This window comes from Gordonia sp. ABSL11-1 (assembly GCF_030315685.1).
Classification (GTDB): Bacteria; Actinomycetota; Actinomycetes; order Mycobacteriales; family Mycobacteriaceae; genus Gordonia.
The window spans coordinates 409972-423071 of record NZ_JASXSI010000001.1 but is presented as its reverse complement, the minus strand read 5'-3'; the positions used below and the strand labels follow the sequence as shown (position 1 = coordinate 423071).

Sequence of the window (13100 nt, the reverse complement as noted above, 5' to 3'; positions counted from 1 at the left end):
GTTGCCAATTGTCCACTCGACTATCGCGATTGCGGCCCATTTACGCCCGGCGCGTTGGCGTTGGCCGGAGCACTCGCGTTGGTACTCGGCGGCAGTACGTTCGGCGCAGGCGCAACAGCCGTCGGCGCAGGCGGATTCTGCGGGCCGGCCGAAGGGGCCGGAGTTGTCGGAGTCGTCGTGTTCGACCCCGGGTTCGGTGCGGCGGTGTTCGGTGCGGCGGTGTTCGGTGCGGTCGTCGGCGCCGCCGGGGATGGAGCTTGCTGCGACGGCGTACTCGGCTGCGTGCCGTTCGACGAATCCGGTTGCGCATCAACTGACCCCGCCGACGAACCACCGGGAAGACCCTCGGAGTCGTCGACCTTCTTCGGGTCGATCTTCTCCACCGGGTCGGGCCCGGTCGACGGGTTGATCGAGCGCATCGCCTTGCCCTGCGCGGGTTCCGGATCGCCGACCACCCGCGGCCGTCCGGACCCGTCCACGATCATGCGCGCCGGGTTCTTCGCGGGGATCAGACCGAGCCGGGACGCCTTGTCGGCCAGCTCCGGTGCGGAGTCGCCCGATTCGTAGCTGCGCTTGAGGGTGTCGCGGCGGTCGAGCAACGCCTGGTTCTCCTGGCGCTCCTCACCGAGCCGGTACGAGTCGGCGGCCGCCTTCGTCGACAGCCACAGACTCAGACCGAGCCCGACGACGAGCAGCGCGATCACCGGGACGACGAACGGGATGCCGGTGATCCGTGCGCGCAACGACATCGTCTCGCGCGGAGCCGAGGTGACCACCGGTGTCCGGTCGACGGACCGCCCGGTGCGCTTCTCTCGATCGATCCGCTTGCGTCGGCGATCGATGGCCCGTTGAGCCGCACGCGATCTGGTGGCCCGTTCGGTGCCGGCGGTTTCCCGTCGGACCCGGCGCGTCCGGCCGGCGCCGACCTCGTCGTCATCGACGTCGATGTCCTGCAGCAGCGTCATGCGCGATCCTTTTCGTCGACACGTTCGATCACCCGGACCCGCACCGGGGCCGAGCGGGGATTCAGCTCACGTTCGTGGTCGTCGGCCTGCTCCGCCCCACGGGTCACCAACCGGAAATCCGGTGCGGAGCCGGGCAATTCCACCGGAAGACCGGGCGGCGACGTCGACGTCGTCCGGGTGGCGAACTCCCGCTTGACGATCCGGTCCTCGAGCGACTGATAACTCATCACCGCCAACCGCCCTCCGACACGCAGCACCGACAGCGCGGCCGGGAGTGCACGGCGCAGCGCGTCGAGCTCGTGGTTGACCTCGATACGCAGCGCCTGGAAGGTGCGTTTTGCCGGATGCCCGCCGGTGCGTCGGGTGGCTGCCGGGATGCTGTCGTAGAGGAGCTCGACGAGACGTGCGCTGGTGGTGAACGGTTCGCGCTCACGTTCGCGGATGATGGCCTTGGCGATCTTCCCGGCGAACCGCTCCTCGCCGTACTCGGAGAGGATCCGCGCCAGTTCACCTTGGGTGTAAGTGTTCAGAACGTCTGCGGCCGTGGTGGTCTCGCTTGAATTCATGCGCATGTCCAGGGGCGCGTCGACGGAGTACGCGAAGCCGCGGTCCGCCCGGTCGAGCTGCATCGAAGAGACGCCGAGGTCAAACAGGACAGCGTCCACGAGCGGCGTACCGGCGGCCTGGACGACCTCTCCGATCTCGTCGAATCGGGCCTGATGGAACGTGATCCGGTCGCCGAACTCGGCCAGCCGATCACGAGCGATCGCCAACGCCGAACTGTCGCGGTCGATTCCGATGACCCGCACGTCAGGGTTCGCACGCAGTATGAGTTCGGTGTGGCCACCGGCACCGAGCGTGCCGTCGACGAAGACCGGTCCGCTGTCGGCGGGAGCGTCGAATGCCGGGATGATCAGGTCGATCATCCGTGCCGCCATCACGGGGAGGTGCCCGAACTCGCCGGAGCGCCGCGGGGTGCCCGGGTCGTCCTCGGGCTCCTCGTGGCGTGCGTTCACCGGCCTTCTCCTCGGACTGTGCGGCTCGACTCGTTCACTGCTGAATGCGGCCCCGGCGCTGCCGGGGTGTCCGATGAGGCGGGGTCTCGGCCCGATCGCGCACCTGGCGTTGGGGAAGTACGCCAGGGTCGCGCCGGGCCGAGGCCTCGACCCACCCGATCCCTTATTCACTTCTCGCCCGCTCATCGAGCCGGCTAGAGCAACGAATCCAGTGCGGCGGAGCCCGCGGCGGAGAAGTCCTCCTCGTGCTCGCTCTGGTAGTCGCGCCAGGCCTGGGCGTCCCAGATCTCGAGGTGATCGAAACCGCCGATCACCACACATTCCTTGGACAGGCCTGCGTAAGTCCGGTGCTCCGACGACAGGGTGATCCGGCCCTGCCCATCGGGGCGCTGCTCATCGGTACTCGCGAAGAAGTACCTCTGAAACGCCCGCGCCTCGGGGTTGTTCCTCGATGCCGCCATGGTTTGTTCGGCGATCGCGTCGAACTCCTCGGACCGGTACACCGACAGGCTGCGGTCCTGGCCTCGTGTGACCATCACCCCTCCCGCCAATGCGTCCCGGAACTTCGCGGGCAACGTCAGCCGCCCTTTGTCGTCCAGCCGGGGCGTGTAGGTGCCGACAAATCGCACGGACATGTCGTCACCTCCTGCCCCACCGAGTTCGACGTCCGGTCCGTCTCACCCAGTGCTGCCACAGTACCCCACTTTCCACCACTTTCCACCCCCAACACTCCACCCGTACCCCGCACGATCAGAAAACTGCAGTTCAGTCAGCCGCAGCGGAGTGGTGGGTGTCGCCGTTACACGGCGCGTCGCAGCCTCGACTGCGTGTCACCACTGGGACCGAAGATGATCAAAGTGCCTGGTGAGATCACTCTCAGACACCCGTGGGGCGAAGTGGGGCATGCAGGTGGGGCGCCGTGGGGAATGCAGGTGGGGCGCCGTGGGGAATGCAAACACGGGGCGCGGCACCACGGGGAACACCGATGCGACAGGGACAAACCCCCGGGTACACCCGGCCAGGCACACGACTGAGGCCGCACACCACTCGGTGTGCGGCCTCAGTGAGAACCTGTGTCGGCCGGAGAAGTCCGGCCGATGTCTATTCCTGCTCGAAGCGCCTGTTGAAGCGGTCTTCCATGCGTTCGGAGAACTTGCGCTTCGGTCCCCCGCCGCGCGACTCCTTGGCACCGTCGCCCGCACCCTTGGCGGAAGCGGATGCGGCCTTGCCGTCGCCGCCGCCCCAGAGCGCGAGCAATCCCGCCCCGAACATGATCAGGAAGCCGACGAGACTGACGATCGGGAATCCGCCGACCCGGACATCGATGATGAGTCCGCCGACGAGGAGGACCAGACCCACCACGAAGATGGCGATCGCCTGCAGGCGCCGCCGGCCACTGGACCTCCCGAGGCGACGATGCTTGACACTCGACGCGAACTTCGGGTCTTCGGCATACAGAGCGCTTTCGATCTGTTCGAGCATCCGCTGCTCGTGCTCCGAAAGAGGCACCGACCCTCCTAACTCCCAAACTCCACCGGCCCCGAGCAACATACGACCACTGAGATCACACGCGCTGTCGACGCCGTCCAGCCGTCGTCCACGGCTTCATCTGCCATGATACGAGCAGAATCTCCCGGCGACCACCATTACCCGAGGTTGGGTCGAATGGGTCATGTCACGCCGTCCGATCTGGGCGCGCATTCTGATGCGTCAGCTTGCCCTGCTCGTACGCGATGAGAAGCGTTTCGACGTCATCGAGCAATGCGATGACCTGTCGGCGCATCGCCCCGATCGAGCGATCGTCGAGGGTGCGGACGAGTCCGGACTCGATGTCCAGCCGCGTCTGCGACCGGGCAGCGAAGAAGTCGGCATGTCCGGCGAGCTCCGGCACCACGACCGGGAGACGATTCCAGGCGTTGCGCGAATGCCTGCGGCGGACCGGCCGGATCGACGGTTCATGGATCTCGATCGCCGCGCCGGCGGCACGCAGTGCGGTCAGGTAGTACTGACGGAAGCGTTCGGCGCCGTCCTCGACACCGTCGGCGTTCTCGAACAGGATCTCGGCACGATCGAGCAGGTCACGACTCCGACGGACGACGATCGGATCGATGTCCGACGCCGAACGCGTCGTCGACGGGTGGCCGGGCATCTCACACCTCCTCGGTGCTGGTCGTACTGTGTTCGTCGGACCGCGGCTCGCGGTGTCACTGCTTTGTACAACGCCGGACCGACAGCAAACGCTTCCCTCGTTCGCCGCCGGCCCGGCGTGTGGGTCGGCGGGGTGGCCAGAACAGCTTGCGGAGGCTGATTCATCGAACACCCGTTCGACATATTCAATATAGCTAGCGCAGGCCCCACCTTCAAGACGACCGCCGGCACGGATGCCGAGAGTTCGACGAGAGGACAGACGTTCGTTGACGATCCGCCTCGTTGACCTGACCGGGCAGGATGCCCGCATCTGGCTCGAACCCGCCCTCGACATCTACGTGACCGCGATGAACTATCCGCGCGGCACCGAGATCCACCGGGCGGCGCTGTGGCGCGACCACATCTCACGGCCCGGGTGGCGTGCCGTCGGCGCGGTGGCCACCGTTGCGCCGACCGATGTGCGCGCCCCCGACGTCGTCCGTCGCAGGCTGTCCCGGCCGGTGGCCGTCGACGACACCGAGATCCTCATCGGCATCGCGTACGGATACCGGGGCGCCCGCGATCAGTGGTGGAATCAGCAGCTGAGGCTCGGTCTGCGTCAGTCCGGTCATCCCGACGCCGACATCGACGAGGTCACCCGTGACTACTTCGAACTGACCGAACTGCACGTGCATCCGTCGGCGCAGGGCCGCGGGATCGGCGAGTGGCTGCTGCATCGACTGCTCACGGGCAGGACCGAGCGTTCGGTGTTGCTGTCGACCCCGGAGATCGCCGCCGAGGACAACCGCGCGTGGTCCCTGTACCGCCGACTCGGATTCGTCGACGTGCTGCGCCATTTCACGTTCACCGGCGACCCTCGGCCGTTCGCCTTCCTCGGCCGGTCGCTGCCGCTCGCCGCCGACGACCCGCGGGGCCACTCATGACCGCCTCCGCGGCGCATGGGCACGTCGACGCTGTCGTCGTCGGCGCAGGACACAACGGACTCGTGGCGGCCGCCTACCTCGCCCAGGCCGGGCGATCGGTCCGTGTCGTCGAACGTGACACGGTGCCCGGCGGCGCCGTCTCCACGATCGAGCGGTTCCCAGGCTACCGCGTCGACCGGGGTTCGTCGGCGCACCTGATGATCCGGCACGCACCGATCCTCGACGAACTGTCGCTCGCCGAGTACGGCCTGCACTACGTCGACTGCGATCCGTGGGCCTTCAGCCCGGGCACCGACACCACGGCACCCATCGTGTTCCGGACCGATCTCGACGCCACCTGCGCATCGATCGAACGCGCCGTCGGCGCCGCCGACGCCGACGCCTACCGTCGGTTCGTCGGCGTGTGGCGACCACGTGCCCGTGCGGTCATGGAGTCGTTCTACTCATCTCCCGACCCCGCACGGTTCGCCACCGCGTTCTCCGGGCTTACCGGCACGGCGACGACGGCACGCACCGGGCCGATCGGACGGCGGACCGGGGCCATGGCCTCGCTCACCCAGGAACTGATGGCCTCGGGCGACTCGTTGCTCGACCGGTGGTTCACCGCCGAACCGCTCAAGGCCGCGCTGGCCTGGTTCGGGGCGCAGTCCGGGCCACCGATGAACGCGCCCGGCACCGCGCCGATGATCGGTTTCGCCGCGTTGCAGCACGACATCCCGCCCGGACGCGCGATCGGCGGCAGCGGTGCACTGACCGCGGCCTTGCTGCGTCGACTCGCCGCCGACGGCGGCGAGGTGCTGCTCGGCCATGCGGCCACCTCGATCGCGCCGTGCGGCGATCACTGGCGGGTCGAGACCGACGGCGGACCCGCGCAGTGCGCGACGACGATCGTCGCGGCCTGTCACGTGCTGACGACGATGGATCTGCTGGCAGCCGGTGGCCACGATCCGGACACACTGCGGCGCTGGCGGTCTCAGATCGTCGTCGGCGACGGCATCGGTATGGCGGTGCGGCTGGGCACCGACGCCCTGCCCGAGTACCCGGACCTGCCGTCGGACCTCCCGGCCCACGGCGTGCATTCCGGACTCGGTCTGCTGGTGACCGACCGCGCGCAGTTGCGCCGGGCACATGCGTCGGCGTCGGTCGGTGAACTCCCGGAGCGCCCGGCCTGTGTGGCGATGGGCTACTCGGCGATCGATCCGACTCTCGCACCTGCCGGGCGCCACCTGGTGAATGTGTGGGCGCAGTGGCACCCGTATCGGCTGACCGGGAGACGGACGTGGGCGGAGGCAGGTCCGGAGGCGGCGGCCGCCGTCGTCGCGGAACTCGATCGTCACGCGCCGGGTTTCGCCGACCGGATCGTGCACACGCACGTCCAGACGCCCGCCGATCTCGAGCAGGAGCTCGGGCTGCTCGGCGGCAACATCATGCACGTCGAGATGAGCATCGATCAGATGTTCTTCTGGCGGCCGCATCCCGACCTCGCCGGACATCGGGTGCCTGGCGCCGACGGCATCCTGCTCGCCGGAGCATCGACCCATCCAGGCGGTGGGGTCACCGGCGCCAGCGGCCGGATCTCGGCCCGGCTTGCGCTGCGGCGCCGCCGATGAAGACGCGGTCTCGGCTCCGTCCGGGTGCGTCGGAGTGGTTCGACGACCCGGGTCTGGCACCATGAGCTGCGTGCGTTCGTCATCCCGCTGGTCTGCGATCGTGATGCTGCTGTCCCTGATCGCCGCTGCTCCCCTGCTCACCGGATGTCTGGAGCGTTCGACGACCGTCGGCGACCGCTACTCGGGCACTGTCGTCGTGGCCACGTCCCCGGACAATCCCCGGGGTGCGCCGAAGCTCGACATACCGGAGTCGATGACGTCTGCCGTCAGCGTGAGCGAGTACAGCACGGTCCCGGAATCCGAGTCGCAGGCTCCGCCGACGACCCCGGGTGACTCCGCTCCGTCGACGACACCCGGCGCCGATGACGACGACACGAACGGTGCAGACCAGCAGGAGATCCCGCGCGTCGGAACGCGCGCGGTGTTCACCGACCTGACCGCGGGTCAGTTCAGCCAGCTCGGCGACATCGTGGCCGCGTCCTTCGGCGATTCGGCCATGAGCATGGACCTGACCGCCAAGCGCAACGGCGACGTCGTCCGATTCCGTGGGAGTGCGGACCTGAGTGATCTGACCCCGGCGCGCGACCTCGTGCAGTTGACGGTCACCTTCGCCGGTCCGGTCACGGCGACCAACGGGGAGCAGGTCGGCGAGAACACGGTGACGTGGACCCCCGAGCCGCGCAAACCGTCGGACTTCAGTGCCGACGCGACCTACGCCGATCCCGCCACGGCGGCGGTCAGCAGCTGGTCATGGTTCCTGGCGCTGCTCTGCCTCGTGACCGTCGCGGCGATCGCCCTGCTCGCCTACCGCAAGCGTGACCGCAGTCCCCGGCCGGGTCGTCCCCGCCGGACGAGCTCGCGCACGACGGTGTCGTCGGGCAAGTGACCGACTGAGCGGGAACCTGCGGTCCGACGACGGGTACGACCGTCAGCGCGCGGCGCTGGTGGCGGGCAGTACCGAACTCGTGTCGACCCCGAGACGCTCGAGCACCTCGCTGGTCGCCTTGGCGAAGTTCAGGCTGCAGAAGTGCAGGCACGGAACGCCTTCGGCGATCAGCCGACCGGCCATCTCGGTCGCGAAGTCGATGCCGACCGCTCGCACGGCCTCACGGTTCTCCTCGGGGCCGTCCCCGGCCGCGTCGGCGAAACGTGCGTAGACATCCGGTGGGATCACCGAGCCCGACAGTTCCGTCATGCGGCGGACGGTGGCCAGCGAGGTGATCGGCATGATGCCCGGGATGAGCGGTTTGGCGCCCTGCTCCGGGTCGGCCCGCGAGACGCGGTCGCGAAGGCGGAGGAAGTCCTCGACGTCGAAGAACATCTGTGTGATGGAGTACTCCGCACCGGCACGGAGCTTGTTCACCAGCGCGCGGGTGTCGTGATCGAGATCGGGCGCCCGGTGATGACCTTCGGGGAACGAGGCGACGCCCACATGGAAGTCGCCGAGGTCGTCGATCAGCCGCACGAGGTCCTCGGCGTACTCGACGCCGTCGGGATGCCGGACCCAGTCGCCGAGGGGATCCCCCGGCGGGTCGCCACGCAACGCGAGGATGTTGGTGATGCCCTGATCTGCGTAGGCGCCCACCAATGCCCGCAGTTCGGCGATGCTGTGATTGACCGCGGTGAGATGGGCGACGGGCAGCAGGGTCGTCTGTGCCGCGAGCTCTCCGGTGATCCGGACGGTGCGATCTCGTGTCGATCCGCCGGCGCCGTAGGTCATCGAGACGAACGCCGGTCCCAGTCGCTCGAAGGTCCGCACCGCACGCCACAGGCGGGCTTCCGCCTCGGCGTCCTTGGGCGGGAAGAACTCCACCGAGAACGGCACGGGGCCCCGGTGGGGCGCGGAGAGCCGATCGAGGATGGAGGGAGCCGGGTTGGCGGATGAGGTCACCTGGACATTGTACGGATGGCGCCCCCCGGACCGCCGCCCCGTCTCCCGGCGACCGGGCGGTGGCCTCCGCCGGTCGTGACACTAGCCTGGCAGGGTGACCTCCGCGCTGCCCGTACCCGCCGCTCTCGACGATGTACCCGCGGCCGTCGAATCCGTCCTCGCGGCGTTCTTCGACCATGCGGGGCCCGTCGCGGCGGACATCGACCCGCAGGTCGGGGCCGCCGCCGAGGTCGTCCGTGACTTCGTCCTGCAGGGCGGAAAGCGCGTCCGCGCGACCTTCGCCTACGCAGGATGGCTCGCCGGACGCACCGCCACGTCGGGACCCCCACCCGGCGACGACGCCGACCCGACGAGGCCCGACTCGCCCGACGACTCCGATGCGCTCCGGGTCGCCGCCTCACTCGAGCTGGTGCAGGCCTGCGCGCTGATCCACGACGACATCATCGACCGGTCCGACACCCGGCGTGGACGGGTGACGGTCCATCGCGACTTCGAACGACGCCACCGGGCCGACGGCTGGGCCGGCGATCCCGGGCATCACGGGGTGGCGGCCGCGATCCTCATGGGAGATCTCGCGCTGGCGTGGGCCGACGACCTCGTGCACGGACACGTCCCCGGCGACGCGGCGGCCATCACACCGCCACGACCGCTGCCGGCGGCCGTGGGACGGGTGTGGTCGTCGATGCGCACCGAGGTGCTCGGTGGCCAGTACCTCGACATCGTCAACGAGGCGGGCGGCGAGGAGTCCGTCGACGCGGCCTACCGGGTGATGCGGTTCAAGACCGCCGCCTACACGGTGGCGCGTCCGCTGGAACTCGGTGCGACCCTCGCCTCCGCGCCGCAGGCGCTGATCTCCGATCTCCGGTCCATCGGTCATGACCTGGGGATCGCGTTCCAGCTACGCGACGACCTGCTCGGCGTCTTCGGAGATCCCGAGCGCACCGGCAAGCCCTCCGGCGACGATCTCGTCGCAGGAAAACGCACGGCGCTGCTCGCGGTCGGACTGGCCCGCGCCGCCGACCGCGATCCCGAACTCGCCGCCCGGCTGCGCGATGCCGTCGGCCGAGAACTCACCGATTCCGAAGTCGGTTCGGCCCGAGCACTTCTCGTCGATGTCGGCGCCGTCGACGAGATCGAGCAGCGGATCTCGACAGTCCTCGAGTCCGCGCTCGCCACGCTTGACGGCGCCGGTCTGCCCACCCCGATCCGTGCCGAACTCACCGGGTTCGCCCACCGGATCGCACACCGCTCGACGTGACCACCACCCGCGACGACGTGTCGCCATCCGGGCCGACGGAGCGACGGCGCTCGGCCGGGCTCGGCGACCTGTTGCTCGGGCTGGTGGGCGCGATCGCCGTCTGCGTCGGCAGTTTCGGGGTCGGCGACATCGCCCGCAACAGCACCGTCGCACAGGACCTCGGACTCGCCTCGATCTCCTACGGACACGGAAAGACGCTGTTCGGCACCATCTTCTGGCTCGGCGTCGCGACGATGGTCATCGCCTGGGTCCGCCTCGGACGTAGGGTCGTACGCCGCCCGGCAGATCGGCGCCCCGACAGCAGTGCGTCGACCGCACCTGCGACCGTGGCCCAGCCGACCGTGCGCACGATGGGGCTCGGCATCCTCGCATGGGCGGCACCCCTCGCGGTGGCCGTCCCCGTGTACAGCCGCGACGTGTACGCCTACCTGGGCCAGGGAGCGGTGTTCCGTGAGGGATTCGACCCCTACGTCGACGGCCCGGCCCACCATCCCGGGCCACTGCTCGACAGCATGGCGCAGGTGTGGGCCACCACGACGGCGCCCTACGGACCGTTCTTCGTCGGGGTGATGCGGGGCATCACCGAGATCACCGGCGACCACGCGATTCTGGGCGTGTACGCCGTCCGGATCGCACTATTGCCCGGACTCCTGCTGGCGCTGTGGGCGATTCCCCGACTCGCCGACCATTTCGGGGCGTCGCCCCAGGCCGGTCTGTGGCTGGCGCTGGCCAATCCGATGATCCTCATCCACCTGGTGTCCGGTGCGCACGTCGAACTGCTGATGATGGGAGTCCTCGTCGCCGGGGTCACCCTGGTGGTCACCGGCCGCCACATACCCGGGCTCGTCGTGCTCGGTCTGGCGGTGTCGATCAAGGTGACCGCCGGCATCGCCATTCCGTTCATGGTGTGGATCTGGTTGGCGCACATCCGCGCACGACGCCCGGTCCGTCCCACCGACGTCGTCGGTGTGTTCGCCGCTGTCATCGGGATCACGGTGGGGGTGTTCGCCATCTGTACGGCCGCAGTGGGTCTCGGATTCGGATGGCTCTCCGGTCTGGGCTTCGCCGATCAGATCATCAACTGGTTCACCCTGCCCACCCTGGCCGGACACGTGGTGACGCTCGTGGCATCGCCGTTCGTCGCCCTGAACCTGCAGCCGGTGTTGGCGGTGACCCGGGCCGTCGGCTGGGTGGTGCTGGCGCTCGTCCTCGTGGTCCTGTGGTGCACTCATCGGCGGGGCGAACGTTCGGCGATGGCCGGCATGGTGTGGGCGATGCTCGCGGTGCTCGTCCTCGAACCGTCCACGCTCCCCTGGTATTACACGTGGGTGCTGTGTCTCGCGGTGGCGTTCACCCTGCCCGGACGGGTGCGAGCGGTGGTCGTGTTCGTCTCGACGTTCATGCTGATCGTGTTCCAGCCCGACGACTCGATACTGTTCTACAAGCCCGTCGAGGTGCTGGTGGCCGCTGCGTTGTCCGCACTGGCCGCCGTGTCGCTCGTGCGGCCGGATCCGCTGCGGCTACGACGCGTCGTCGGCTGGTTCCGCGACGAACCAGTGTCCGGGGTCAGAAGGCCTGCGCCTGAGCGCGACGAATGACCTCGCGCGCCGAATGCGTGTGCAGCGCATCGGCGGGATGCATGCCGAGATCGTCCTGCACGGTGAACATCCACGTCATCACCTCGTCGCGGCTGTAACCGCCGTCGAGCAGTACCTCGACCAGACCGTTGAAGTGTTTGACGATGCCGAGCTCGTCGAAGAACACGGCGGGGATCGCGGGCTGACCGCCGCGGGAGACGGCGAGCAGATGATGGTCCCGGATCAGCGTCCGTACCCGGTTGGGCGACACCCGCAGTCGGCGGGCGACGTCGTCGACGGTCAGCGTGTCGAGATCGGACGGGAGACGGTCCTGCGACAACGGTAGTGAACCCACATCGCCGAGGGTACCGGCTCCGGCGGCGCGCGGGCCACGGATGACCCCACCCGTCACTGCGTCGCGACGGTCCCGGGTCGATCCCGCGCCGCGGACGGGCGGACCGGTACATTCAGCGGCGTGAGACCACCTGCCGACGCTCTCCTGGGCTCGACCCTGGAGGGCCGCTATCGCATCGACGCGCCGATCGCGCGTGGCGGCATGTCCGCGGTGTACGTCGGTGTGGACCTGCGCCTCGGACGTTCGGTCGCGATCAAGGTGATGGACTCCCGCTACAGCGGCGACCCGATGTTCCTCCGACGTTTCGAATTCGAGGCGCGCGCGGTTGCGGGACTGAAGCATCCGGGGCTCGTGGCGGTCTACGACCAGGGCATCGACGACGGCACCGCGTTTCTCGTGATGGAGCTCGTCGAGGGTGGCAGCCTTCGGGAGCTCCTCCGTGAACGTGGCCCGATGCCTCCGCATGCCGTCACGGCGGTCGCCGATCCGGTGCTGGGCGGGCTGGGCACCGCGCACGCCGCGGGTCTGGTCCATCGAGACGTCAAGCCGGAGAACGTCCTCATCTCCGATGTGGGCGAGGTCAAGGTCGCCGACTTCGGACTCGTGCGCGCGGTCGCCGAGGCGGGGGTGACCTCGGCGAGCGTCATCCTGGGCACGGCGGCCTACCTGTCGCCCGAGCAGGTGGAGGCCGGTGATGCCGATGCCCGCAGCGACGTCTACTCGATGGGCGTGATGATGTTCGAATTACTCACCGGCCGTACACCTTTCCGGGGCGACACACCTCTCGCCCTGGCCTACCAGCGACTGAGCTACGACGTCCCGGCCCCCGGCGACGTGGTCCCGGGCGTCCCCGAGGAGTTCGACGAGATCGTGCTCCGGGCGACCGAACGCAATCCCGCCGATCGATTCGCCGACGGATTCGACATGCAACACGCCCTGCTCGCCGCGGCCGACGACCTCGAACTGCCCCCGTTCACCGTGCCCGCCCCGCGGAGATCCGCCGAACGGGACACCGTGGCGCGCATGCGCGCCGGTCATCAACCGCAGATGCCACCCGCACCTGCCGCGCACGACACCCGGGTCGCCTCCCGGCCCGAGATGACCCCGCCCCCGGTCACGTCGGCGAGTTCGGCGGCCGTCGCACCCCCGCGACCCGCCGGTACCCGGTCCCGGGTGCAGACCGGCGACGACCTGCCCGCCGAGCAGGACGACCGTGGCGCGCTGCGCGCGGTCGTCTGGATCACCATCGTCCTGGCGCTGGCCGCAGCCGTCGCAGCGGCCGGTTGGTGGGCCGGTCAGACGTATCTGATCTGACACCGGCGGTCGGAACGGCGCTGTCCGGTCGGCGCTGTCCGGT

The 13100-nt window shown here is 69.1% G+C and carries 13 protein-coding genes; 6 read left to right on the top strand and 7 right to left on the bottom strand.

Annotated features, from left to right (window positions below; all coding sequences use genetic code 11):
* Positions 1–20: 20 nt before the first annotated feature.
* The 5 genes from ftsL to QSJ19_RS02145 all read right to left on the bottom strand — a co-directional run bounded on the left by ftsL (position 21) and on the right by QSJ19_RS02145 (position 4130).
* Entirely contained in the window at positions 21–965 is a 945-nt protein-coding gene (gene ftsL / locus QSJ19_RS02165) for a cell division protein FtsL (RefSeq protein WP_286318044.1), read from the bottom strand.
* Positions 962–1903: a 16S rRNA (cytosine(1402)-N(4))-methyltransferase RsmH gene (rsmH, locus tag QSJ19_RS02160; protein ID WP_502876077.1), complete on the bottom strand. Its 942-nt coding sequence runs from the start codon at positions 1901–1903 to the stop codon at positions 962–964. Before rsmH ends, ftsL begins: the two co-directional genes overlap by 4 nt.
* Positions 1904–2175: 272 nt before the next feature.
* Positions 2176–2616, bottom strand: coding sequence for a division/cell wall cluster transcriptional repressor MraZ (gene mraZ / locus QSJ19_RS02155; protein ID WP_286318042.1), 441 nt, complete (start codon positions 2614–2616; stop codon positions 2176–2178).
* A gap of 466 nt (positions 2617–3082) precedes the next feature.
* Complete coding sequence (locus tag QSJ19_RS02150; protein ID WP_286318041.1) at positions 3083–3490, bottom strand: SCO2097 family morphological protein; 408 nt, start codon at positions 3488–3490, stop codon at positions 3083–3085.
* A 166-nt stretch (positions 3491–3656) separates the two neighbouring features.
* On the bottom strand, positions 3657–4130 hold the full coding sequence (locus QSJ19_RS02145) for an SAV_6107 family HEPN domain-containing protein (RefSeq protein WP_286318040.1): 474 nt from the start codon (positions 4128–4130) through the stop codon (positions 3657–3659).
* A 265-nt stretch (positions 4131–4395) separates the two neighbouring features.
* On the opposite strand from QSJ19_RS02145, the gene QSJ19_RS02140 reads away from it, so the two are divergent.
* The 3 genes from QSJ19_RS02140 (at position 4396) to QSJ19_RS02130 (ending at position 7548) form a co-directional block, all read left to right on the top strand.
* Positions 4396–5052: a GNAT family N-acetyltransferase gene (locus QSJ19_RS02140; protein ID WP_286318039.1), complete on the top strand. Its 657-nt coding sequence runs from the start codon at positions 4396–4398 to the stop codon at positions 5050–5052.
* Positions 5049–6662 carry a phytoene desaturase family protein gene (locus tag QSJ19_RS02135; RefSeq protein WP_286318038.1) on the top strand — a complete coding sequence of 538 codons (1614 nt, stop codon included), beginning with the start codon at positions 5049–5051 and terminating at the stop codon, positions 6660–6662. Before QSJ19_RS02140 ends, QSJ19_RS02135 begins: the two co-directional genes overlap by 4 nt.
* A 61-nt stretch (positions 6663–6723) precedes the next feature.
* Positions 6724–7548, top strand: coding sequence for an LppM family (lipo)protein (locus QSJ19_RS02130; protein WP_286318037.1), 825 nt, complete (start codon positions 6724–6726; stop codon positions 7546–7548).
* A gap of 42 nt (positions 7549–7590) precedes the next feature.
* Here QSJ19_RS02130 and QSJ19_RS02125 read toward each other — a convergent pair whose 3' ends face one another.
* Positions 7591–8553, bottom strand: a complete 963-nt coding sequence (locus QSJ19_RS02125; RefSeq protein ID WP_286318036.1) for a methylenetetrahydrofolate reductase — start codon at positions 8551–8553, stop codon at positions 7591–7593.
* Positions 8554–8647: 94 nt separating this feature from the next.
* Between QSJ19_RS02125 and QSJ19_RS02120 the strand changes: the two genes are divergently transcribed.
* Both QSJ19_RS02120 and mptB read left to right on the top strand, forming a co-directional pair.
* Positions 8648–9811 carry a polyprenyl synthetase family protein gene (locus tag QSJ19_RS02120; protein ID WP_286318035.1) on the top strand — a complete coding sequence of 388 codons (1164 nt, stop codon included), beginning with the start codon at positions 8648–8650 and terminating at the stop codon, positions 9809–9811.
* Entirely contained in the window at positions 9808–11409 is a 1602-nt protein-coding gene (gene mptB, locus QSJ19_RS02115; protein WP_502876066.1) for a polyprenol phosphomannose-dependent alpha 1,6 mannosyltransferase MptB, read from the top strand. The genes QSJ19_RS02120 and mptB overlap by 4 nt, the downstream gene beginning before the upstream one ends.
* Here mptB and QSJ19_RS02110 read toward each other — a convergent pair.
* Positions 11378–11743 (bottom strand): Rv2175c family DNA-binding protein, encoded by a 366-nt coding sequence (locus tag QSJ19_RS02110; protein WP_286318034.1) that lies wholly within the window; start codon positions 11741–11743, stop codon positions 11378–11380. The two genes, mptB and QSJ19_RS02110, sit on opposite strands and share 32 nt — an antisense overlap.
* A gap of 120 nt (positions 11744–11863) precedes the next feature.
* Between QSJ19_RS02110 and QSJ19_RS02105 the strand changes: the two genes are divergently transcribed.
* Entirely contained in the window at positions 11864–13057 is a 1194-nt protein-coding gene (locus QSJ19_RS02105) for a protein kinase domain-containing protein (RefSeq protein WP_286318033.1), read from the top strand.
* Positions 13058–13100: the final 43 nt, after the last annotated feature.

Coding starts and splice junctions, on each gene's coding strand:
- QSJ19_RS02145 (WP_286318040.1), bottom strand. CDS start 4,130: ATGCCCGGCCACCCGTCGACGACGCGTTCGGCGTCGGACATCGATCCG.
- QSJ19_RS02135 (WP_286318038.1), top strand. CDS start 5,049: ATGACCGCCTCCGCGGCGCATGGGCACGTCGACGCTGTCGTCGTCGGC.
- QSJ19_RS02130 (WP_286318037.1), top strand. CDS start 6,724: ATGAGCTGCGTGCGTTCGTCATCCCGCTGGTCTGCGATCGTGATGCTG.
- mraZ (WP_286318042.1), bottom strand. CDS start 2,616: ATGTCCGTGCGATTTGTCGGCACCTACACGCCCCGGCTGGACGACAAA.
- rsmH (WP_502876077.1), bottom strand. CDS start 1,903: ATGGCGGCACGGATGATCGACCTGATCATCCCGGCATTCGACGCTCCC.
- ftsL (WP_286318044.1), bottom strand. CDS start 965: ATGACGCTGCTGCAGGACATCGACGTCGATGACGACGAGGTCGGCGCC.